At 72.2% G+C, this 21,330-nt stretch carries 22 protein-coding genes; 11 read left to right on the top strand and 11 right to left on the bottom strand.

Features of this window, described 5'->3' with window-relative positions:
• Nucleotides 1-39: 39 nt before the first annotated feature.
• The 3 genes from der to cmk are packed head-to-tail and all read right to left on the bottom strand — an operon-like array spanning nt 40 to nt 2,837.
• Entirely contained in the window at nt 40-1,452 is a 1,413-nt protein-coding gene (der, locus tag BLA60_RS39270) for a ribosome biogenesis GTPase Der (RefSeq protein ID WP_075138198.1), read from the bottom strand.
• 15 nt (nt 1,453-1,467) lie between these two features.
• Entirely contained in the window at nt 1,468-2,112 is a 645-nt protein-coding gene (locus tag BLA60_RS39265; RefSeq protein WP_084736057.1) for a lysophospholipid acyltransferase family protein, read from the bottom strand.
• Nucleotides 2,109-2,837 (bottom strand): (d)CMP kinase, encoded by a 729-nt coding sequence (gene cmk / locus BLA60_RS39260; RefSeq protein ID WP_245812474.1) that lies wholly within the window; start codon nt 2,835-2,837, stop codon nt 2,109-2,111. Before cmk ends, BLA60_RS39265 begins: the two co-directional genes overlap by 4 nt.
• A gap of 177 nt (nt 2,838-3,014) precedes the next feature.
• Here cmk and BLA60_RS39255 point away from each other — a divergent pair, with 177 nt between their 5' ends.
• Nucleotides 3,015-3,581: a snapalysin family zinc-dependent metalloprotease gene (locus tag BLA60_RS39255; protein WP_075138171.1), complete on the top strand. Its 567-nt coding sequence runs from the start codon at nt 3,015-3,017 to the stop codon at nt 3,579-3,581.
• Here BLA60_RS39255 and BLA60_RS39250 read toward each other — a convergent pair.
• From BLA60_RS39250 to BLA60_RS39240, 3 genes are read right to left on the bottom strand one after another with little or no spacing between them, the layout of a single operon-like run.
• Entirely contained in the window at nt 3,578-4,777 is a 1,200-nt protein-coding gene (locus BLA60_RS39250) for a kynureninase/PvdN C-terminal domain-containing protein (RefSeq protein WP_075138170.1), read from the bottom strand. The genes BLA60_RS39255 and BLA60_RS39250 overlap by 4 nt on opposite strands.
• Nucleotides 4,774-5,589 carry a tryptophan 2,3-dioxygenase gene (locus BLA60_RS39245; RefSeq protein ID WP_075138169.1) on the bottom strand — a complete coding sequence of 272 codons (816 nt, stop codon included), beginning with the start codon at nt 5,587-5,589 and terminating at the stop codon, nt 4,774-4,776. The genes BLA60_RS39250 and BLA60_RS39245 overlap by 4 nt, the downstream gene beginning before the upstream one ends.
• Nucleotides 5,590-5,592: 3 nt before the next feature.
• Nucleotides 5,593-6,411 (bottom strand): PaaX family transcriptional regulator, encoded by an 819-nt coding sequence (locus BLA60_RS39240; protein WP_154814912.1) that lies wholly within the window; start codon nt 6,409-6,411, stop codon nt 5,593-5,595.
• 50 nt (nt 6,412-6,461) lie between these two features.
• Between BLA60_RS39240 and BLA60_RS39235 the strand changes: the two genes are divergently transcribed.
• From BLA60_RS39235 to BLA60_RS39200, 8 genes are read left to right on the top strand one after another with little or no spacing between them, the layout of a single operon-like run.
• Nucleotides 6,462-7,289 (top strand): LLM class flavin-dependent oxidoreductase, encoded by an 828-nt coding sequence (locus BLA60_RS39235; protein ID WP_075138168.1) that lies wholly within the window; start codon nt 6,462-6,464, stop codon nt 7,287-7,289.
• Nucleotides 7,289-9,343, top strand: a complete 2,055-nt coding sequence (locus BLA60_RS39230; protein ID WP_075138167.1) for an oxidoreductase — start codon at nt 7,289-7,291, stop codon at nt 9,341-9,343. The genes BLA60_RS39235 and BLA60_RS39230 overlap by 1 nt, the downstream gene beginning before the upstream one ends.
• The gene (locus BLA60_RS39225; protein ID WP_075138166.1) at nt 9,340-10,080 is read left to right on the top strand and encodes a creatininase family protein; all 741 of its coding nucleotides are present in this window, start codon (nt 9,340-9,342) and stop codon (nt 10,078-10,080) included. Before BLA60_RS39230 ends, BLA60_RS39225 begins: the two co-directional genes overlap by 4 nt.
• On the top strand, nt 10,080-11,627 hold the full coding sequence (locus tag BLA60_RS39220; RefSeq protein ID WP_154814911.1) for a benzoate-CoA ligase family protein: 1,548 nt from the start codon (nt 10,080-10,082) through the stop codon (nt 11,625-11,627). Before BLA60_RS39225 ends, BLA60_RS39220 begins: the two co-directional genes overlap by 1 nt.
• Nucleotides 11,624-12,310, top strand: coding sequence for an SDR family NAD(P)-dependent oxidoreductase (locus BLA60_RS39215; RefSeq protein ID WP_084736051.1), 687 nt, complete (start codon nt 11,624-11,626; stop codon nt 12,308-12,310). The genes BLA60_RS39220 and BLA60_RS39215 overlap by 4 nt, the downstream gene beginning before the upstream one ends.
• Entirely contained in the window at nt 12,307-13,134 is an 828-nt protein-coding gene (locus tag BLA60_RS39210) for an enoyl-CoA hydratase family protein (RefSeq protein WP_075138164.1), read from the top strand. Before BLA60_RS39215 ends, BLA60_RS39210 begins: the two co-directional genes overlap by 4 nt.
• On the top strand, nt 13,131-13,529 hold the full coding sequence (locus BLA60_RS46375; protein WP_281257523.1) for a RidA family protein: 399 nt from the start codon (nt 13,131-13,133) through the stop codon (nt 13,527-13,529). Before BLA60_RS39210 ends, BLA60_RS46375 begins: the two co-directional genes overlap by 4 nt.
• The gene (locus BLA60_RS39200; protein WP_075138163.1) at nt 13,526-14,620 is read left to right on the top strand and encodes an acyl-CoA dehydrogenase family protein; all 1,095 of its coding nucleotides are present in this window, start codon (nt 13,526-13,528) and stop codon (nt 14,618-14,620) included. Before BLA60_RS46375 ends, BLA60_RS39200 begins: the two co-directional genes overlap by 4 nt.
• Nucleotides 14,621-14,624: 4 nt before the next feature.
• Here BLA60_RS39200 and BLA60_RS39195 read toward each other — a convergent pair whose 3' ends face one another.
• Complete coding sequence (locus tag BLA60_RS39195) at nt 14,625-15,989, bottom strand: TrpB-like pyridoxal phosphate-dependent enzyme (RefSeq protein WP_075138162.1); 1,365 nt, start codon at nt 15,987-15,989, stop codon at nt 14,625-14,627.
• A gap of 94 nt (nt 15,990-16,083) precedes the next feature.
• Between BLA60_RS39195 and BLA60_RS39190 the strand changes: the two genes are divergently transcribed.
• Together BLA60_RS39190 and BLA60_RS39185 are read left to right on the top strand one after the other, a co-directional pair.
• Nucleotides 16,084-16,566, top strand: coding sequence for a cation:proton antiporter regulatory subunit (locus BLA60_RS39190; protein ID WP_075138193.1), 483 nt, complete (start codon nt 16,084-16,086; stop codon nt 16,564-16,566).
• A gap of 6 nt (nt 16,567-16,572) precedes the next feature.
• Nucleotides 16,573-17,754, top strand: a complete 1,182-nt coding sequence (locus BLA60_RS39185) for a cation:proton antiporter (protein ID WP_075138161.1) — start codon at nt 16,573-16,575, stop codon at nt 17,752-17,754.
• On the opposite strand, the gene BLA60_RS39180 is transcribed toward BLA60_RS39185, so the two are convergent.
• From BLA60_RS39180 to BLA60_RS39165, 4 genes are read right to left on the bottom strand one after another with little or no spacing between them, the layout of a single operon-like run.
• Nucleotides 17,751-18,908 (bottom strand): DUF1015 family protein, encoded by a 1,158-nt coding sequence (locus BLA60_RS39180; RefSeq protein WP_075138160.1) that lies wholly within the window; start codon nt 18,906-18,908, stop codon nt 17,751-17,753. The two genes, BLA60_RS39185 and BLA60_RS39180, sit on opposite strands and share 4 nt — an antisense overlap.
• Nucleotides 18,908-19,642: a pseudouridine synthase gene (locus BLA60_RS39175; protein WP_075138159.1), complete on the bottom strand. Its 735-nt coding sequence runs from the start codon at nt 19,640-19,642 to the stop codon at nt 18,908-18,910. The genes BLA60_RS39180 and BLA60_RS39175 overlap by 1 nt, the downstream gene beginning before the upstream one ends.
• Nucleotides 19,632-20,504, bottom strand: coding sequence for an SMC-Scp complex subunit ScpB (gene scpB, locus BLA60_RS39170; protein WP_245812472.1), 873 nt, complete (start codon nt 20,502-20,504; stop codon nt 19,632-19,634). Before scpB ends, BLA60_RS39175 begins: the two co-directional genes overlap by 11 nt.
• A complete protein-coding gene (locus BLA60_RS39165; protein WP_075138158.1) occupies nt 20,501-21,325 on the bottom strand; it encodes a segregation and condensation protein A in 825 nt (274 codons plus the stop codon). The genes scpB and BLA60_RS39165 overlap by 4 nt, the downstream gene beginning before the upstream one ends.
• Nucleotides 21,326-21,330 lie beyond the last annotated feature (5 nt).

Here is a 21,330-nt window from a genome sequence, read left to right as displayed (position 1 = left end):
CCTGTCGGGGTGCGGGATCAGCTTAGCGTAGGTCGATCCTCAGCTCTTGCGGGGGCGCTTCTCGCGGACTCGGACCGAGATGCGGACCGGGCTGCCGACGAAGCCGAACCGCTCCCGGAACCGGCGTTCGATGAAGCGGCGGTATCCGGCCTCGAGGAAACCGCTGGTGAACAGGACCAGGGTGGGGGGTCTGGTCTGGGCCTGGGTGGCGAACAGGACCTTGGGCTGTTTGCCTGAACGTACGGGCGGGGGGGTCGCGGCGATCAGCTCGGAGAGCCAGGAGTTCAGCTGGCCCGTGGGCACTCGCTGGTCCCAGGACGTCAGCGCGGTGCGTAGCGCGGGGGCCAGTTTGCGGACCGAGCGGCCGGTCAGCGCGGACACGTTGATCCGTTCGGCCCACGGGAGTCTGACGAGGCCCCGTTCGAGTTCCTTGGTGAGTTGGTGGCGGCGGTCCTCGTCGACCAGGTCCCATTTGTTCATGGCCAGGACGCACGCCCGGCCGGCGTCCACGACCATCGTCAGGACTCTGAGGTCCTGTTCGGAGATGGGTTCTGACGCGTCGAGCAGGACGATGGCCACTTCGGCGGCTTCGATGGCGGCTCGGGTGCGCAGCGACGCGTAGTACTCCATGCCGCTGGCCGTCTTGACGCGTTTGCGGAGGCCGGCTGTGTCGACGAAGCGCCACATCTCGCCGTCGAGGTCCACCAGGGAGTCGACGGGGTCGACCGTGGTGCCTGCCACGGCATCGACCACGGCCCGGTTTTCGCCGGTCAGGCGGTTGAGGAGGCTGCTCTTACCCACGTTCGGCTTGCCTACCAGGGCCACCCGGCGGGGGCCCCTTGACTCGCCGAGGGATTCTCGGGGGGTGGCGGGAAGCGCGTGCAACACGGCATCCAGCAGGTCGCCGCTGTTGCGGCCGTGGAGAGCGCTGACGGGGTGCGGCTCCCCCAGGCCCAACGACCACAGGGACGCCGTGTCGGCCAGCAGGCGCTCGTCGTCGACCTTGTTGGCGGCCAGGAGAACCGGTTGCTTGGCCCGACGCAGCACCCTCGCGGCCGCCTCGTCGGTGGCGGTGGCGCCCACGGCCGCGTCGACCACCAGCAGCACCGCGTCGGCGGTCATCATGGCCAGTTCGGCCTGTTGGGTGACCGACGCCTGCAAACCCTCGGCCTTGGGGTCCCAGCCACCGGTGTCGACGACGGTGAAACGCCGGCCGGACCAGAGCGCGTCGTAGGCCACACGGTCACGGGTGACGCCGGGTTTGTCCTGTACGACTGCCTCGCGGCGGCCGATGATGCGGTTCACCAGGGTCGACTTGCCGACGTTGGGCCGTCCGACCACCGCGAGCACGGGCTGGGGCGGCTGCCCGCCGTCCTCGTCGGGGTGGCCGAACTCCTCGTCGACGGCGGTCCAGTCGGACTCCTCGGCCCAGGTGCCATCCAGCTCAGTCATGTCCGTCATTTCTCATCACACAGCGTCGGTGCGCTGCTCGTCCAACTCCCGCACCAGGTCGGCCAGGCCGCGGCGGATCACCTCGGTCGCCTCGGCGAGCCCGGTCCGTCCACGGCCGACAGCCAGCTCGAACGGTTCACCGACCAGCACGTCCAGCTTAGGGCGCAACCGCCGCCGGCTCCCCGGCGGTCGCCTGGTCCCCCTGGTCGCCACCGGTAACACCACCGCGCCGGACATCCGCACCAGCCAGGCCGCGCCCTGCTCGGCCCGGTCGACGTCACCCGCTCCCCTGGTGCCCTCGGGGAACACGCCGACCAACCCACCCGCGCCCAGCACCCGCACGGTCGTGCCCAGCGCGGTGCGGTCAGGGCTCCCCCTGGTCACCGGCACCTGGCCGATCGCGCGCAGTGCCCTGCCGAGCGGGCCGACGAACAGCTCGCTCTTCACCAGGAACACCGCGCGCCTCGGCAGCATTCCGAAGATCACCTGCGGGTCCACCAGCGAACTGTGGTTGGCCACCAACACCACCGGGCCGGTCAGCGGCACGCGCTCCACACCGGTCACCGTGATCCGGTACCACGGGCGCTGCACCCACCGGCCGATCCACCGGCCGACGTCGTGCAGCCACGGGACGGTGCCCTCAGGCAGCTGCCCGGTCACCACCGACCGGGGCCGGCCGCCACCCCGCGCAGGCCGCGCTCGTCGACCAGGTCGAGGATGCGGCCCAGCACGCCCTCGATGTCCAGGTCCGTCGAGTCCAGCCACACCGCGTCGTCGGCCGGTTGCAGTGGGGACGCGGCGCGCGAGGAGTCGAGGCCGTCGCGGCGCTCGACGTCGGCGCGGGTCGCCTCCAGGGTGGAGCGGCGGCCCTCGGCGGCGTCCTGGTTGGCCCGGCGCAGCGCCCGGGCGTCGGCCGACGCGGTCAGGAAGACCTTCAGCGGCGCGTCCGGGGCGATGGCGGTGCCGATGTCGCGGCCCTCCACGACGATCCCGCCCTGGACCGCGCACACGTCCTCGATGATCCGCCACTGGCGCAGCCGCAGGACCTCACGCACCTTCGGCACGGCAGACACGGCCGACACGGCCATCGTCACGGCCTGGCCGCGGATCTCCGCGCTGACCGACTCGTCGCCGAGCCGGACGTCCTGGTCGACGGGGTCGGTGCTGATCCGCAGGTCGACGTCCTCGGCGACCTGGCCGACGGCCGCGGCGTCGCCGGGGTCGACCTCGGCGCGCAGCACGGCCAGCGTGACCGTGCGGTACATCGCACCCGTGTCCAGGTAGCCGGCGCCGAGCGCGGTCGCCAACCGGCGCGCCACCGTGGACTTCCCGGTTCCCGACGGGCCGTCCAGCGCGATCACGCCACGCAGCTCGCCCTCAACCACCACGGTTCTCCTCCGTCCCGCCAGCCCCTCATCCATTGTGCCTGGTGCGGCACCGAGGTGGTCGTCAGGGACCGGTAGCTGGCAACTGGTGAACCCGACACACCCCACTATCAGCGGATCTCAAGGCCCTGACCTGCGGCCTAGCATCCGGAACGAGGGCAATAACAGGAGGTAACGATGATCAGACGCACAGTCATCTCCCTGCTCGCGTTCGCGTTGGCTCTCGTCGCCGTGGTGGCCCAGCCGGCCGTCGCGGCGCCGAAGGCCGCGGCGGACGTCGGCGTGGCTGCCGTCACCATCACCTACAACGACAGCCAGGCCGGGGAGTTCGTCGACGCGGTCGCCCAGGGCGTGGCGATCTGGAACGAGACGGTGACCAACGTGCGGATCGTGCGGGCCGCTCCGGGCACGCGCGCCGACGTCCGGGTGATCGCCGACGACGGCTGGCCGCGCGCGACCCTCGGGCCGGTGCGTCCCGGTGGCAGCGGCACGGTCTGGATGGGCCGCCAGGCCGTCAACCAGGGGTACTCCGTGGTGCGGATCGCCGCGCACGAGTTCGGGCACACCCTCGGGCTGCCGGACATGAAGCCCGGCCCGTGCACGAGCCTGATGTCGGGCAGTTCGGCGGGCGTGGCCTGCACCAACCCGTACCCGAACAGCACCGAGGCCAGCCGGGTGCAGAGCCTGTACCGCAGCGGTTTCCTCGGCACGCTGGCCGACACCGGCACGGTCGTCGTCGACTAACGCGGCACGTTCACCAGCTCGCCGAGCGTGGCCATGGCCTGGTCCAGCTGGTCGTCGGCCAGGTAGGGCGCGGGACCGAACCGCAGGTACTCGCCCCGGCTGTCGGTCAGCACGCCACGCTCGGCGAGCGCCAGCGCCAGCTCCCCCGCCCGGGGTGAGCGCAGCGCCAGGAACCCGCCGTGCGCCTCGCGGGGCGCGTCCCGGTCCCGGGTGATCACCGACGGCGGCGCGTCGAGCGCGTCGAACCGGTCGGCGAGGCGGGTGGTCTGGTGCAGGGACACCGCGCGCAGCAGCGGCTGGACGAGCCCGTGTTCGGCGAAGAAGTCCAGGACCCGCGCGGCGCGGTAGTGGCTGGTGGGGTCGTAGGTGGAGCCGGCGAACCGGTCGCCGCCCGGCGCGTAGCCGACCTGGCCGGCGGGGGCGGTGGACAGGTCGCCGAACTCGGCGTACCAGCCGGTGACCACCGGGCGCAGGGTGGCGGCGTGCGGGGGCAGGCGCAGGAAGCAGTTGCCCTCCCCCAGTTGCAGGTACTTGTAGCCGCCGCCGGTGACCCAGGCGTCGGCGAGGCCATCGTCGGGCAGCGAGAACGGGACGACGCCCAGGGCGTGGTAGGCGTCGACGAGCAGTTCGGTGCCGGTCCTGGCGCAGGCGCCGGCGAGTGCCCCCAGGTTCGGCACGATCCGCGAGGTGGCGAACAGCACCGAGGAGACCAGCACGGCCGCCGTCCGGTCGTCGACCTCGGCGGCCAGGCGTTCGGCGAGGGTGTCGGCCGGGGCGGCCGGCAGGCGGACGACTTCGACGCCGGCCTCGGCGAGCCGGGCGAGCTGGCGGCGCAGGGTGTGGAACTCGCCGTCGGAGGTCAGCAGTTTCGGGCGGGCGCGCAGGTCCAGCGCGGACAGGAACCGGACGACGAGTTCGTGGGTGGAGCCGCCGAGGGCGAGGTCGGCGGTGGGGTCGCCGAGCAGGGCGCGGAAGCCGGCGCGCAGGCGTTGCGCCTTGGCGAAGGCCAGGTCCCACTTGGCGTCGACGGCCTGCGCGGCGTCGGTGAACGCGTCGACCTGGCCCGCGAGAGCGACGTCCGGCCAGGCCTGGTGGGAGTGGCCGGTGAGCAGCAGCCGGTCGGCGACCCGGAAACGGCTGTAGTGCGGGGAAAGCGCGTTGGGGGTGCGGCGCAGCGAGTCCAGTGTGGTCGTCACAGTTCGCTCCGCACGGCCCACAGGTCGGGGAACACCGACTGGAACAGGGTGGAGCGCAGGTAGGCGGCGCCGGCGGAGCCGCCGGTTCCTGGTTTGCCGCCGATGGTCCGCTCGACCATCTTCACGTGCCGGTAGCGCCATTCCTGGAGTCCCTCGTCCAGGTCGACCAGCAGATCGGCCACTGTGGACGGTCCGGCGTCGTCCTGGTAGACCATGACGAGGATCCGCTGGACCTCCTCGGAGGGCTTCCAGGTCTCCCGCACGTCGCGTTCGAGGTGCTCGGTGGGGACGGGATAGCCGTTGCCGGCCAGGTAGTGCAGGAACGAGTCGAACACCGAGCGCCGCGACATCGCCGAGGTGATCCGCTCGCGCGCGACGCTCCCCTGTGGATAGTGGCCGAACGCGCGCCGGTCGCGGCGGCCGAGAACGGCCTCCAGTTCACGGAACTGTCCTGACTGGAATCCGCTGGAGGCGTCGAGCAGCGCGCGGAAGCTGGTGAACTGACGCGGCGTCATGGTTTCCAGCACGTCGATCTGGGCAACGACGACCTTGAGGATGGTCAGCGTGCGGCGCAGCGCGCGCACCGAGTGCGGGGTGTCCGGCTCCTCCAGCTTGTTCTGCAGGTGCTTGAGCTCGTGCAGGAGCTGTTTGAACCACAGCTCGTAGACCTGGTGGATGATGATGAACAGCATCTCGTCGTGCTCGTCGGAGCGCGGCCGCTGGGCGGCGAGGACCTCGTCCAGCGCGAGGTAGGAGGTGTAGGTGAGGGCGGCGGTCTCGTCGGCCAGCGGGTCGTTCACGGGGTCGGTCATGGGTCACCTCATCGATGTCGCGTGGTCGAAGTAGCGCCGGGCGGGCTCGGCGAGCGCCGGGTACAGGTCGTGGAACAGGGCGAGCGCCTCGGCGCGGTGGCGTGGCGGCGGGACCAGGTCGGCCGGCAGTTCGGGGTCGAGGAACGGGAACTCGCGGAAGGTGTGCACCAGGCGGGTGCGCAGCAGCAGCGCCTCCCGGTCGTCGGTGGCGGTGTGCCGGCGGAACCGGTCCACGAAGGACTCGTAGTGCGCGGCCAGTTCGGCCAGGTCCCAGACCCTGGTGACGAACACGGCGAAGTCCACGGCGGTGGCCGGGCGGCCGAGCAGCACGCCGGCGTACTCGGTGACGTCGTGCTCGGCGAGCAGGGTGGCGACCTCGTGCTCGCGGTCGTGCGGGGCGAGCCAGGTGCCGTCCTGGACGGGGCCGAAGCCCAGGAACCGCAGGCGGCGGACCAGGCGGGTGCGGGCCAGGCGGCGTTCCTCGGGGATGGCGTGCCAGAGCACGGTCCAGGTGGTCTCGGCGCGCGCTGATCTGCCAAGGCTGAAGATGCGCCGGTCGCCCTCGGCGAGGACAGTGATCGTGCGGGGGGTGAGGGCGTAGTGCACGTGCCGGCCGTCGCGGGTGCGGGCGAGCAGGTCGCGGCCGACCAGCCGGTTGAGCGCGACCCGGGCGGCGCCCGGCGAGAAGCCGAACTCGCCGAGCAGTCGGACCAGACCGCCGGACCAGACCTCGGCGCTCTCGCGCGGTTCGAGGTAGGCGCCGAGCAGCGTCAGGACCAGGCCCTGCGGGGCCGGCTCGAAGCCGCGCAGCAGGTCGGACATGGTGTGAGCATAGTTGACGCCTCAGCCTGGTCAACCGTAATGTGTCGCACGTGAGGGTGGGCATCGGACTTCCGAACACCATTCCCGGGACCCCCGGGGCACTGCTCGTCGAGTGGGCGAGACGGGCCGACACGGGGCCGTTCTCGACCGTCGCCGTGCTCGACCGGCTGGTCTACGACAGCGTCGACCCGTTCGCCGCGCTCAGCGCCGCCTCGGCGGTCACCGAGCGGGTGCGGCTGGCCACCAACATCGCCATCGGCCCGCTGCGCTCACCGGCGATGCTGGCCAAGCAGGCGCTGTCGGTCGACGCCCTGTCCGACGGGCGACTCACCCTGGGCCTCGGGGTCGGCGCGCGCCGCGACGACTACGCCGCGGCCGGGGTCGACCGGCGCACCAGAGGCGCGGTGCTCTCCGAACAGCTGGCCTACCTGCGCGGACAACTCGACGAGTCCGGGGTCGGGCCGGCCCGGCCGCCGGTCGAACTGCTGGTCGGCGGGGCGAGCGGGGCGGCGTTCGCGCGGGTGGCCCGCTACGCCGACGGCTACGCGCACGGCGGCGGGCCACCGCGCGCGTTCGGCTCGGCGGCGGCCAGGGCGCGGGCGGCCTGGCGCGACCTGGAGCGGCCAGGCGAGCCGATCTTGTGGGGCCAGGGCTACTTCGCCCTCGGCGACCCCGACCGGGGCAGTGCGTACCTGCGTGACTACTACGCGTTCACCGGGCCGTTCGCGGAGAAGATCGCGGCCGGGAACCTGACCTCGGCGCGCGCGGTGAAGGACTTCGTGCGCGGCTACGAGGCGCAGGGCTGTGACGAGCTGATCCTGTACCCGACGGTCGCCGACCTCGACGACCTCGCCCGGCTGGTGGAGGTGCTGGCGTAGTGCGCGTACGGGTGGTCGGCGCGGGACCGTCGGGGCTGTACCTGGCGATCCTGCTGAAGAAGGCCGACCCGGCGCACGAGATCACCGTGCTGGAGCGCAACGCCCCGGACGCCACGTTCGGCTGGGGTGTGGTGTTCTCCGAGGAGACGCTGGGCGCGCTGCGGGACGCGGACTACCCGACCCATCTGGAGATCACCGACTCGTTCGCCCGCTGGTCGGCGATCGACATCCGTTACCAGGGCCAGGTGCTGCGCTCGACCGGGCACACGTTCTCCGCGATCCGGCGCACCCACCTGCTGGACATCCTGCAACGCCGGGCACGCGAACTCGGTGTGGCACTGCGGTTCGACACCGAGGTCGCGGCCGAGGAGTCCGCTGAGGACGTCGACCTGGTGGTGGCGGCCGACGGGGCCAACAGCGCGCTGCGCCGGGCCGGGTCGTTCGGCACCACGTCCCGGCCGCAGGGCTGCAAGTACGTCTGGTTCGGCACCGACCTGGTGTTCGACGCGTTCACGTTCATCTTCGAGCAGACCGAGTTCGGGCTGTTCCAGGTGCACGCCTACCCGTTCGACGAGCACACCAGCACGTTCATCGTGGAGACCACCGAACAGACCTGGCGGCGCGCCGGGCTGGACACGATGTCCGAACAGGACAGCATCGCGTTCTGCTCGGAGCTGTTCGCGTCCCACCTGGATGGTCACCGGCTGATGTCCAACCGGTCGGTCTGGTTGGACTTCCCGTTGGTGCGCAACAGGAGCTGGCACGACGGCAACGTCGTCCTGGTCGGCGACGCCGCGCACACCGCGCACTTCTCGATCGGCTCGGGCACCAAGCTCGCCATGGAGGACGCGATCGGCCTGGCGAACGGCTTCGTGCGCCACCCTGGCAGCGTCGAGCAGGCGCTGGTGGACTACGAACTGGAACGCCAGCCGGTGGTGGACCGTTTCCAGCAGGCCGCCGGGGACAGCGCCGCCTACTTCGGCCGGGTGCGCCACTACCAGTCGCTGGCGCCGATCCAGTTCGCGTTCAACCTGCTGACCCGCAGCGGCCGGATCAGCCACGCCAACCTCACCCAGCGCGACCCGCAGCTGATCCGGGTGCTGGACGCCTGGTTCACGGCGACCGCCACCGGACAGACGGCCCTGCCCGGCTCGGTGGCGCCGCCGCCGATGTTCGCGCCGCTGCGGCTGGGCGAGAAGACCGTGCGGAACCGGATCGTGCGCGTCGGCGGGCCGGCGGGCGGCGCCGGGCTGGTGCTGACCGGGCTGGTCGCGGTCAGTGCCGAGGGCCGCACCACCGAGGACTGCCCGGTGATGGACGACTCGTGGGCCCCGCACGTCGCCGGGGTGCACGCCGCCGGGGCGCTGGCCGGGCTGCGCCTGGGGCACGCCGGGCGGCGCGGCGCGGTCCGGTCGTCCGGTGTGGACGTCGCGCTGCGCGCGGGCTGGCCGCTGGTCTCGGCGTCCCCGCTGCGCTACGCGCCGTTCGGCGCGGTGCCGGCGGAGCTGACCGAGCAGGGCATGGAACGGGTGCGCGCCGAGTTCGTCACTGCCGCGCGGCGGGCCGCCGCCGCCGGGTTCGACGTGCTGGAACTGGACCTGGCCGACGGCTACCTGCTGGCGAGTTTCCTGTCGCCGCTGGCCAACCGGCGTACCGACGTCCACGGCACCGACCGGCTGCGTTTCCCGCTGTCGGTCGTGGACGACGTGCGGGCGGTGTGGCCAGGGGTGCTCGCCGCGCGGCTCACCGCCACCGACTGGGCCCGGGGCGGCCTGGGTGTGGCGGAGGGCATCGAGCACGCCCGCGCGCTGGCCGAGCACGGCGTCGACCTGGTGCACGTGCGCGCCGGTCACAGCAGCGGCACCTCCCGCCCGGAGTACCGGCGGGGCTACCTGACGACACTGTCGGACCGGATCCGCAACGAGGCCGGCGTGCCGACCCTGGTCGGCGGCTACCTGACCACGCCGGACGAGGTGAACACCGTGGTGGCCGCCGGTCGCGCGGACCTGTGTCTGTTCGAGCCGCCGCCCACGCCGCTGGAGGCGGTGCCGTGAGCGCGTTCGCCGAACTGACCACCACCCAGGTCGCCGGCCTGCTGACCGGGCCGAGGGTGCCGGTGCTGCTGCTGCCGGTCGGCGCGGTCGAGCCGCACGGCCCACACGCCCCGCTGGGCACCGACGGGCTGATCTCCACCGGCATGTGTGAGCGTGCCGCCGGGCGGCTGGCCGACGACCCGACGCTGCGGGTGCTGGTCCTGCCGGCCATCGGCTACGGCGTGACCGACCTGGCCGCCGCGTTCGCCGGGTGCGTGTCGATCGGCGCGGACACGCTGCGGGCGCTGGTGACCGACGTCTGCCGGGCGCTCACCGCCCAGGGCCTGCACCGGATCGTGGTGGTGAACAACCACTTCGAGCCGGCGCACGTGACCGCGCTGCGCGAGGCGACCGCCGCGGCGGGGGTCGCCTACCTGGACCTGGTGCGCCGGCGCAACGCCGCGCGGCTGACCGAGGAGTTCCGCTCGGGGTCATGCCACGCCGGCCAGTACGAGACCTCGCTGGTGCTCGCCGACCGGCCCGACCTGGTCGACCGGCCGGTGGCCGGCGCGCTGCCCGACGTGCCGGTCGACCTGCCGGCGATGATGGCCGCCGGCCACGGGAGTTTCGCCGAACTCGGCATGGACCGCGCCTACTGCGGCTCGCCCGCCGGCGCGACCGTCGAGGAAGGACAGTCCAGTTTCGACACCCTGACCGACATGCTGGTCGAACTGATCCGGGAAGTGGGGCGCGGCTGATGCACGGGTACGACGACCTGCCCGAGGACCTCAATGTCGCCACGTACTTCATCGACCGCAACCTCGACGCCGGTCTGGGTGACCGCACGGCGCTGATCACCCCGGGCGGCACGCTGACCTACGCCGAACTGGCCGACCGGGTGCGCGGGGTCGCCCACGCGCTGCGCTCGGTGGGGGTGTCGGCCGGCGGCCGGGTGCTGCTGGCGCTGTCCGACGGCGTCGAGTTCGTCGCCACCTGGTACGCCGCGCAGCGCATCGGCGCGGTCACCGCCGAGGTGTACACGTTCCTGCCGGCCAAGGACTACGAGTACTACCTGGACTACGTGCGCCCCCGGGTCGTGGTCGTCGACGCGGTGACCGTCGACCGGATGCGCGAGGCGGCCGGCGGCCGGCACCGGTTGCTGGTCGCCGGGGACGTCGAGCCGCGCGACGGCGAGTTCACCCTGGCCGAGCTGGCGGCCGGCGCGCCGGAGACGGTCGAGGCGGCGCCGACCACCAGGGACGACGTGGCCATCTGGAAGTTCACCACCGGCAGTACCGGGGCGCCCAAGGCGTGTGTGCACACCGTGGCGACCCCGGTGATCTCCCACCTGTCCTACGCGCGCGGGGTGCTCGACCTCGGCCCTCGGGACGTGGTGCTGCCGGTGCCGAAGCTGTTCTTCGGCTACGCGCGTGACCTCGCGGCGCTCTACCCGTTCGGGGTCGGCGGCGCGGGGATCGCTTTCCCGGAACGCTCCACGGCCGACCGGATCTTCGAGTTGATCGCCCGGCACCGGCCGACGATCCTGGTGAACGTGCCGACGATGATGAGCGCGATGGTCGCCCATCCCGACGCGTCCAGCCAGGACCTGAGCTGTCTGCGGCTGACCACCTCGGCCGGCGAGGCGCTGCCGGCGGAGCTGCACCGCAAGTGGGACGAGACGTTCGGCGTGCCGGTGGTCGACGGCATCGGATCGTCGGAGGCGTACCACATCTACATCTCCAACCGGCCGGACGCGGCCCGCCGGGGCACCTGCGGGCAGGCCGTCCCCGGCTACCTGGCGCGGGTGGTGGACGACGAGGGAGCCGAGGCGCCGGACGGGCAGGTCGGCACCCTGGAGGTCACCGGCGGCACGGTCGCCCTGGAGTACCACGGGGACGCGGAGAAGTCGGCGGCGACGTTCCGCGGCCGGACCGTCCACACGGGAGACCTGTTCAGTCGGGACGCCGACGGGTACTTCACCTACCACGGCCGCGCCGACGACCTGTTGAAGGTCGGCGGGATCTGGGTGGCGCCCAGCGAGATCGAACACTGCCTGATCGGCCACCCGGACGTCGTCGAGTGCGCGGTCACCGGGCAGGAGACCGACGGCCTGGTCCGCACCAGGGCCTACGTGGTGGCCCGCGAGGGCGTCACCGGTACCCCGGAGCTGGGCCAGGCGCTGCGCGACTACGTCGGCGAGCGACTGTCCGGACACAAACGTCCACAGGAGATCGTGTTCACCGATTGGTTGCCACGCACCACCAACGGCAAGCTCGACCGGCGTGCCCTGCGGACGCTCTCGTGAGGACAGTCGTCGTCACGGGCGGCACCAAGGGAATCGGCGCGGCCGTCGCGCGGCGCTTCACCGACGCCGGCGACCGGGTGGTGGCGCTCAACCACACCGACCTGGACGTCACCGACGAGGACGCCGTGCGGTCGGTGCTCGACGGGATACGGGTGGACGTGCTGGTCAACAACGCCGGTATCTCGGCCAGCGCGCCGGTGCACCGGACCTCGGTCGAGCAGTGGCGCGCGCAGCTGGAGGTGAACGCGACCGGCGCGTTCCTGTGCACCCGCGCGGTGCTGCCCGGCATGCGGGAACGCGACAGCGGCCGGATCGTCACCGTCGCCTCGACCGTCGGCCTGGTCGGCACCGCCTACACCGCCGGCTACACGGCCTCCAAGCACGCGGCGCTGGGCCTGATGCGCTCGGTCGCCGCCGAGGTCGCCGGGACCGGCGTGACCGCCAACGCGGTGTGCCCGACGTTCGTGCGCACCGACATGACCGCCCGCAGCGCGGCGAAGGTCGCCGAGGTGACCGGGAAGTCCGAACAGGACAGTGTGGCGTCGCTGGCCGCGCTGTCCCCGCTGGGCCGGCTGCTCGAACCGGAGGAGGTCGCGTTCGCGGTGGCGTTCCTGGCCTCCCCGGATGCCGGCGCGATCAACGGCCAGACGATCGTCCTGGACGGAGGAGGAGTACAGACGTGAGTCCCTTCAGGGCGTCGCCGGGGTTCACCGGTGACTGGAAGCACTTCGACCTGGTGGTGGCCGACGGCGTCGCCACGGTCACGCTGAACCGGCCGGACAAGCTCAACGCGCTGACCTTCGACGTCTACGCCGACCTGCGCGACCTGCTCGCCGAACTCCCCCACCGGGGTGACGCGCGGGTCGTGGTGATCACCGGCGAGGGCCGGGGGTTCTGCTCGGGCGGCGACGTCGAGGAGATCATCGGCGAGCTGCGACGGATGGCACCGGCCGAGTTGCTGGAGTTCACCAGAATGACCGGCGCGGTGGTCAAGGCGCTGCGCGAGTGCCCGCTGCCGGTGATCGCGTCGGTCAACGGGATCGCCGCCGGGGCCGGTTCGGTGATCGCGCTGGCCAGCGACTTCCGGCTGCTGGCCGAGTCGGCGTCGTTCGCGTTCCTGTTCACCAGGGTCGGGCTGGCCGGCGCCGACATGGGTTCGGCGTACCTGCTGCCCCGGCTCGTGGGCCTTGGCCGGGCCACCGAGCTGCTGATCCTGGGCGACAAGGTCGACTCCGCGCACGCCGAGCGGATCGGCCTGGCGACCAGGGTCGTCCCCGACGCCGAGTTGGGTGAGCACACCGCCGAGCTGGCCAGGCGGCTGGCCGACGGCCCCGCGCTCGCCTACTCGTCGACGAAGGTCCTGCTGACCAGGGAGCTGGACATGGACCTCGGCAGCTCGATCGAGCTGGAGGCGATGACCCAGGCCCTGCTGATGAAAAGCGACGACCACGCGGAGTTCTACGCCGCGTGGACGGCCGGGAGGAAGCCGAGGTGGAGCGGCCGGTGAACGAGATCGTCAACGCCCCGGGCCTCGCCGCGCCCGTCGGCTTCGCGCACGCGGTGGTCGCCGCCCCCGGCCGCACGGTGTACCTGGGCGGGCAGACCGCCCAGGGCCCCGACGGCGTGATCATCGGCACGACGATGGCCGAGCAGTTCGGGGTGGCGGCCGGCAACGTCGTCACCGCGCTGGCGGCGGCTGGCGCGACGCCCGACCAGCTGGTGTCGCTGGTGATCTACACGACCGACGTGCCCGGGTACAAGGCGGCGCTGCCGGAGCTGGGTTCGGTGTGGCGTGAGCACTTCGGCCGCCATTACCCGGCCGTCGCGCTGCTGGGCGTGGCCGCGCTGTTCGACGAGGAAGCCGTGGTGGAGTTGGTGGGGACGGCGGTGATCCCGGCATGACCCTGGCCGAGCGCGCCGAGTCCGCCGGCGCCGCGCTGCGCCCGGTGGCCGCCGCCGGGGAACCGGGCCGGGTCAACCACCCGCTGCTGGCGGGGCTGGCCAGGCACGGTCTGCTCGGCGAGATCTTCCGGCGCGAGGGCGACCGGTACGCGCCGACCTCGGCGATGGCCCTGTGCCGGATCCGCGAGGGTCTGGCCCGGCACAGCACCGAGGCGGAGACGGCGTTCGCCCTGCAGGGTCTGGGCGCGTACCCGATCCTGCTGGCCGGCACTCAGTCCACTGTGGACCAATGGATTCCCGCGATCGCCGCCGGCGAGATCGCCGTCGGCTTCGCCCTGTCCGAGCCCGGTGCCGGCTCCGACGTCGCCTCCCTCGCCCTGCTGGCGGAACCGGACGGCGACGACTACCTGCTGACCGGCGAGAAGGCGTTCATCTCCAACGCCCCGGACGCCGGCGTGTACTCGGTGTTCGCCAGGACCAGCGACCGCGGCGCCCGGGGGATCACCGCGTTCGCCGTCCCCGCCGACGCCCCCGGCCTGACCGGCACCCGCCAGTCCATGGTCTCCCCCCACCCGATCGGCCGGCTCACCTTCGCCGGTGTGCGGGTGCCGGCAAGCGCCGTCCTCGGCGAGATCGACGCCGGCTGGACCGTCGCGATGCGCACCCTGGACATGTTCCGCCCGAGCGTCGGCGCGTTCGCCGTCGGCATGGGCCAGGCCGCGCTGGACGCGGCCGTCGCCCACACCGCCGACCGCCAGGCCTTCGGCCGCCCCCTCCGCGAGTTCCAGGCGGTCTCCCACCAGCTCGCCGAGGTCGCCACCCGCCTGCACGCCGCCCGGCTGCTGGTCCACGACGCGGCCACCGCCTTCGACGCCGGTGGCCGCACCGGCCACCTGTCGGCCATGGCCAAACTCTTCGCCACCGAAACCGCCCAACAGGCCGTCGACGTGGCGATCCAGGTGCACGGAGCCCGCGCGCTCGAACAGGGACACCTGCTCGAACACCTCTACCGCGAGGTCCGCGCACCCCGGATCTACGAGGGCGCCAGCGAGATCCAACGCGAGATCATCGCCCGCCACCTCTACCGCTGAGGGCCTAGCCGGCCGCTTCCGGAACCGACGCCATGGCCAGCCGGATCTCGTCGTCGGACAGGAGGCGGTCGGTCATGTCGCCGGACAGGTAGGTGGCGTAGGCCGGCAGGTCGAGCAGGGCGTGGCCGCACAACGCGGTCAGGATGACCTTCTCCTCGCCGGAGTCGCGGCAGCGCAACGCCTCCCGGACGCACTCGGCCAGGGCGTGGCTCGGTTCGGGGGCGGGGATGACACCCTCGGCCCTGGCGAACCGGATCCCGGCGGCGAAGCACTCGTTCTGCGGCACGGACACCGCCTCCACCAGGCCCAGGTCGACGATGTGCGACAGCAGCGGCGACATCCCGTGGTACCGCAGGCCGCCGGCGTGGATCGGGTCCGGGATGAACGCGTGGCCCAGGGTGTGCATCTTGAGCAGCGGGGTCAGGCCGGCGGTGTCGCCGAAGTCGTAGGTGTACACGCCCCTGGTCAGCGACGGGCAGGCCGCCGGCTCGACCGCACGGATCTCCGGTTGTGGACCACCGGCCAGTTTCTCCCGCAGGAACGGGAAGACCAGGCCGCCGAAGTTGGAGCCGCCGCCGGTGCAGCCGACGATCAGGTCCGGGGTGTCGCCGGCCATCGCCATCTGCGCCAGCGCCTCCTCACCGATCACCGTCTGGTGCATCAGCACGTGGTTGAGGACGCTGCCCAGCGCGTAGCGCGCGTTCGGGTTTCCCGCCGCCATCTCGACGGCCTCGCTGATCGCGATGCCCAGGCTGCCGGTGGAGTCCGGGGTCCGCGCCAGCACGGCGCGGCCGGACTCGGTCAGCTCCGACGGGCTCGCGTGGACGGTCGCGCCGAACGTCTCCATCATGATCTTGCGGTAGGGCTTCTGGTCGTAGGACGCCCGGACCTGCCACACCTCACAGTCCAGACCGAACTGTGCGCTGGCGAACGCCAGGGCGCTGCCCCACTGCCCGGCGCCGGTCTCGGTGGTCAGCAGCCCCACGCCCTCGGCGGCGTTGTAGTACGCCTGCGGCACGGCGGTGTTGGTCTTGTGCGAACCGACCGGGCTGACGCCCTCGTACTTGTAGTAGATCCGGGCCGGGGTGCCCAGCTCACGCTCCAGCCGGCGCGCCCGGATCAGCGGCGACGGACGCCACAGCCGGTAGACCTCGGCGACCTCGTCGGGAATGGGCACATAACGATCCTGGGTCGCCTCCTGCTCGATCAGCGCCCTCGGGAACAACGGGGCCAGATCGTCGGGGGTGATCGGCTCGCGGGTGCCCGGATGTAACGGTGGCGGAGGGGGTTTCGGCAGGTCAGGCACGATGTTGTACCACCGTGTCGGCAGGTCGGACTCGTCGAGTCGGAACGTGGTTCGTCCAGCCATGGTGGCTCCTTGATCGGCCAGCGAGACGCAGCCCACGGTAGGAGTGTGCGGGCCGGGAAGAAAGAAGGCAGTCGGGTGGTTATACCGTGACGTGGTGAACGTCGAGGTGACTCCACTGCCGGGCATCGGCACGCGCCAGGATTTCGTGTTACGCACCGGTCGACGCATCGGCGTCATCACGTATCGGGACGGCCGTTCGGAGCTGATCGTATCAAAACGGGATGATCCGGACACCTGCACGGCCTCGATACCGTTGTCCCCGGACGAGGCGGCCGCCCTGGCGGGCCTGCTCGGCGCACCGCAGCTGGTCGCCGAACTGTCCAAGGAGCACGACGGCCTCAGCGGCGTGAACACCAAGCAACTTCCCCTGGTGCCCGGATCCCCGTACGACGGGCGCACGCTTGGTGACACGCAGCTGCGGAGCCGCACCGCGGTGTCGGTGGTGGCCGTGGTCCGCGCGGGCACCGTGCACCCCTCCCCCCGCCCGGACTTCGTCATGGGCGGCGGCGACCTGCTGGTGACCATCGGCACGAGTGAAGGGCTCGCCAAAGCGGCCGACGTCCTCGACCGCGGGTAGCGGCCGGTGCACAACTCCGCGATCGCGCTGATCGAGCTGGGCGCGATCTTCTTCGGCCTCGGCGTCCTGGGACGCATGGCCTGGAAGATCGGCATCTCGCCCATTCCCTTCTACCTGCTCGGCGGGTTGGCGTTCGGCAGCGGCGGGATCCTGCCACTCGAGGGCATCGAGGGTTTCGCCTCGCTGGCCAGCGAGATCGGCGTGATCCTGCTGCTGCTGTTGCTCGGCCTGGAGTACTCGGCGGCCGAACTGGTCACCGGACTGAGACGGTCCTGGCTGGCCGGTCTGCTCGACCTGGTGCTCAACGCCGCCCCGGGCGCGATCGTGGCGCTGATGCTGGGGTGGGGCGTGATCGGCGCGCTGGCGATGGCCGGCGTCACCTACATCTCCTCGTCGGGCATCGTCGCGAAAGTACTGTCCGACCTCGGTCAGCTCGGCAACCGGGAAACCCCCGTCATCCTCTCGATCCTGGTGTTCGAGGACCTGGCGATGGCCGTCTACCTGCCGATCCTCACCGGCGTACTGGCCGGCGCGACCCTGCTCGGCGGGTTGACGACCATCGGCATCTCGCTGGCCGTGGTGACCCTGGTCCTGGTGCTCGCGCTGCGTTTCGGCCGGTACGTCTCGGCGATCGTCGACAGCAAGAGCCCCGAGGTGTTCCTGCTGCGCGTGCTGGGCGCGGCGCTGCTGGTGGCCGGTGTCGCCCAGCAGTTGCAGGTGTCGGCGGCGGTCGGCGCGTTCCTGCTCGGCATCGCGATCTCCGGCTCCACCGCCGAGAACGCGACCCGGATGCTCGAACCGCTGCGTGACCTGTTCGCCGCGATCTTCTTCGTCGTGTTCGGACTGAACACCAACCCGGCCGAGATCCCGCCGGTGCTGGGGGTGGCGCTGCTGCTGGCGCTGGTCACCACGGTCACCAAGCTGATCACCGGCTGGTGGGCGGCGAAGTGGCAGGGCATCGGCAGGATGGGCCGGGCCCGCACCGGCGCCGCGCTGGTGGCCAGAGGTGAGTTCTCGATCGTCATCGCCGGGCTGGCGGTGTCGGCCAACGTGGTGGACGCCCAGCTCGCGGCGCTGGCGGCGGCCTACGTGCTGATCATGGCCGTGTTCGGGCCGCTGGCCGCGCGGGGCGCCGAACCCGTGATGCGCCTGGCCGCGACCCGGTTCCGCCGCACGGCCACCGCCTAGTTACCGCCCTGGCGGCGGGTCAGTTCGGCGAGCAGCAGGCCGCTGCGGGGCTTGGGCGTGAAGTAGGTGCTCTTGCGCGGCATCCGCCGGCCGGCGGCGTGCACGGCCTGGACCGTCGACAGCGGAACGGGCGCCACCAGCACGACCGCGTCGGCGTCGGTCGGGGGCTCGCGGCCGTCGGGCAGCGGCCGGACGTGCGGGCCGTCGGGCGCCAGGCCCAGCGCGTCACGCAGCAGGACCTCCTCGACGGCGGCGTGGTCCAGGCCGGTTCCCGGCAGCCGCACCCGGACCATCCCGTCGCCACAGCGGACCAGCACCGTGCCCGGCTCGGGCGGCGCGTCCGACTCCTCGACGGTGAGACCGGCGGCCCGCCACGCCCCGACCAGGTCGTCGCGGGTCAGGCCGGTGCCGGTGATGACACGGTGGAAGGCGCCGATGCGCAGGGCCGGGCCCGCGGTGATCAGGGCCAGCAGCCCGCCCAGGCCGGCGGCGGTCGCGGCGGCGACCCGGTGGTTGCCGTCGGCGACCATCAGCGGGTGCTCGGCGGCGCGGGCGAGCACGGTGTCCTGGCACCGGCCGGGGCCCAGCAGCCACAGGCGGTGCCGGCGCCCCCCGGAGTCCACCGTGGTGATCTCCGGGAGCGTGCCGGCGACGGCGGCACGCAGCGTCTCAGTCAGCGTGTTCGTCCCGCTGACCGGGACGAGCATGGCGGCGCTGGTGGCGTGACCCAGGCCGGTGAGCATCTCACCCCGGTCGGCGACGATCTCCGGGTAGACCTGCTCGCTGTGCCGGACCCGGTCGTGCCCGGCGGCGTCCACCGCGGCCGGGTCGACCAGACACAGCAGACCGCACGCCGTCCCGTCCGGACCGTCCACTTCGTACGGGGCGACGACGTCGGTCACCGGCCGGTACGCGGTGCGCCGCAACGTCGCCAGCGTCGCCCTGGCCGCCGGCAGCGCGTCGTGCAGCCCCAGTCCGGCCGCGATCGCCCGCGGTGTCCGATGTGGATGCTGGACGGCCAGCAGCGTGCCGGTGGAACGCCGGCGCAACGCCTCGATCACCCGTTCCGGCTCGGCGAACTCGTCGACGTCCGGGCCAGGAACCTCGTCGCGGACCACCCAGCCGCGCTCGACCGGCCGGACCCAGTCGGGCATCAGAGCTCGACGGCCGCGAACAGTGAACCGAGTTCGGGATGGGTGAGGGCCCGCAGCGAACCGGGCCGCTGGCTGCCCAGCCGCACCCCGGCGATCTGGGTGCGGACCAGCTTGCGCACCGGGTGCCCGACCTCGGCCAGCAGCCGGCGCACGATGTGGTTGCGCCCCTCGTGCAGCACGACCTCGACCATCGCTCGCCCCGCGTGCGTGTCGACCACGCGGAACTCGTCGACCCGCGCCGGGCCGTCCTCCAACACCACGCCGTCGCGCAGCTGGCGGCCGACCGTACGCCCGACCGGACCGGACACCTCGGCGAGATAGGTCTTGAGCACCTCGAACGACGGGTGCGTCAACCGGTGCGCGAGATCGCCGTCGTTGGTGAACAGCAGCAGGCCCTCGGTGTCGGCGTCGAGCCGGCCGACGTGGAACAGCCGCTCCCGGCGGTCGCGCACGTAGTCGCCGACACACGGGCGGCCCCGGTCGTCGGACATCGTGGTGTGCACGCCGCGCGGCTTGTTGAACGCCAGGTAGACCAGGTCGGCGCGCACGATCACCCGGACGCCGTCGACGTGGATCACCGCGTTGTCCGGGTCGACCCGGCGGCCGAACTCGGTGACGACCTTGCCGTCCACACTGACCCGCCCCTCGGCGATGAGCTCCTCGGAGGCCCGCCGCGAGGCGATCCCGGCCTGGGCGAGGACCTTCTGCAGGCGGACCCCTTCGTCAGACGTCATCGATGGAGTCAACCTCCGGTAGCAGGGGCGCGATCGGCGGCAGGTCCTCCAGGGAGGACAGGCCGAGGCGCTCGAGGAACAGTTCGGTCGTGCGATAGAGGAAGCCGCCGGTCTCCTGGTCCGTGCCGGTCTCCTCGACGAGCCCGCGAGCGAGCAACGTGCGGATCACACCGTCACAGTTGACCCCACGCACGGCGGCGACCCGCGCCCGGGTCACCGGCTGACGGTAGGCGATGACCGCCAGGGTCTCCAACGCGGCGCGGGTCAGCTTCGCCCGCTGCCCACCGAGCAGAAGTTTCTCGACGTAGGGGGCGTGCCGGTCCCGGGTGTAGAAACGCCAGCCGCCGCCGGAATGCCGCAGGTCGAAGCCCCGGGCACGCTCGGTGTACTCGGCGGCCAGACGTACCAACGTCGTGCGGACCCTGGCGACGGAGGTGTCGGTGGCGGCGGCCAGCGACTCGTCGTCCACGGGCGAGTCGACAACGAGCAGCAACGACTCCAGCGCCGACTCAAGCTCCTCGTCGGTCAGCTCGACCGGCTCGGCGGGTTCGTCGGAGACGGCTGGTTCGGCTGGTTCGGCTGGGGCCGCTGGGGCTTCCGGGGCTTCCGGGGCTTCCGGGGCCACGGACTCACCAGTGGTTTCGGTGTCGGTCAGGTCCGCCGCCCCGTCTCCGCCAGCCGCCTCGGGCTCGGGCTCGGGCTCGGGCTCGGGCTCGGGCTCGGGCTCGGGCTCGGGCTCGGGCTCGGGCTCGGGCTCGGGCTCGGGCTCGGGCTCGGGCTCGGGACTGACGATCCCACTGTCCGGCTCGGGGGTGGGCGCCAGGTCACCGAGGGTCGCTGGGTCGTGGTCCTGGGCGCTCACCCGTACTCCTCCTCGTCACCGGCGGACATGATGCCCGCGGCGGCCTTGGCCTCGTCGACGGTCCCGCCCGTCCAGCGGACCAGGAGTTCGGCCAGCGCCTCCTCCTGGTCGAAGGCGATCACGTCCTCCTTGTACAGATCGAGCAGCGCCAGGAACCGGGCGACGACCTCGATGCTGTGCTCGCAGTCGGCCACCAGTTCGGTGAACGTGGCCCGACCGGCCGTCGCCAGCCGCACGCGCAGGATCGCGACGTGTTCGCGGACCGACACCTTCCCCATGTGCAGGTGGTCGATCGACACCGTCGGCGGCGGCTTCGGCCGGAACACCGCCGCCGCGACCTCGGCGAAGCGTTGCGGGTTGACCCCCAGCATGACCTCGGGCAGCAGCGACGTGAACCGGTCCTCCAGCGCCACCGACCTCGGGTAGCGGCGCAGCGCCCCCGCCTCCAGCTCCGCGAACAGCGCCGCCACCTGCTTGTACGCCCGGTACTGCAACAGCCGCGCGAACAGCAGGTCGCGGGCCTCGAGCAACGCCAGGTCGTCCTCGTTCTCCACGTCGCCGGTCGGCAGCAGCCGGGCCGCCTTCAGGTCGAGCAGCGTCGCGGCGATCACCAGGAACTCGGTGGTCTCGTCGAGGTTCCAGTCGTCGCCGGCCTGGCGCAGGTGGGCGATGAAGTCGTCGGTGACCCGGTGCAGGGCGACCTCGGTGACGTCCAGCTCGTGCTGGGAGATCAGCTGCAACAGCAGGTCGAACGGGCCCTCGAAGTTCGACAGGCGCACCGTGAACCGTGGTGAGGAGGGATCGGGTCCGGGATCGGTCAACGAAC

This window comes from Actinophytocola xinjiangensis (genome assembly GCF_001921215.1).
Lineage (GTDB): Bacteria > Actinomycetota > Actinomycetes > Mycobacteriales > Pseudonocardiaceae > Actinophytocola > Actinophytocola xinjiangensis.
The sequence above is the reverse complement of the archived record's forward strand: the minus strand, read 5'-3'. Positions and strand labels throughout refer to the sequence as shown.

Coding starts and splice junctions, on each gene's coding strand:
- BLA60_RS39220 (WP_154814911.1), top strand. CDS start 10,080: ATGCACGGGTACGACGACCTGCCCGAGGACCTCAATGTCGCCACGTAC.
- BLA60_RS39195 (WP_075138162.1), bottom strand. CDS start 15,989: ATGGCTGGACGAACCACGTTCCGACTCGACGAGTCCGACCTGCCGACA.
- BLA60_RS39255 (WP_075138171.1), top strand. CDS start 3,015: ATGATCAGACGCACAGTCATCTCCCTGCTCGCGTTCGCGTTGGCTCTC.
- BLA60_RS39240 (WP_154814912.1), bottom strand. CDS start 6,411: ATGTCCGACCTGCTGCGCGGCTTCGAGCCGGCCCCGCAGGGCCTGGTC.
- BLA60_RS39180 (WP_075138160.1), bottom strand. CDS start 18,908: ATGCCCGACTGGGTCCGGCCGGTCGAGCGCGGCTGGGTGGTCCGCGAC.
- BLA60_RS39245 (WP_075138169.1), bottom strand. CDS start 5,589: ATGACCGACCCCGTGAACGACCCGCTGGCCGACGAGACCGCCGCCCTC.
- BLA60_RS39200 (WP_075138163.1), top strand. CDS start 13,526: ATGACCCTGGCCGAGCGCGCCGAGTCCGCCGGCGCCGCGCTGCGCCCG.
- BLA60_RS39175 (WP_075138159.1), bottom strand. CDS start 19,642: ATGACGTCTGACGAAGGGGTCCGCCTGCAGAAGGTCCTCGCCCAGGCC.
- der (WP_075138198.1), bottom strand. CDS start 1,452: ATGACTGAGCTGGATGGCACCTGGGCCGAGGAGTCCGACTGGACCGCC.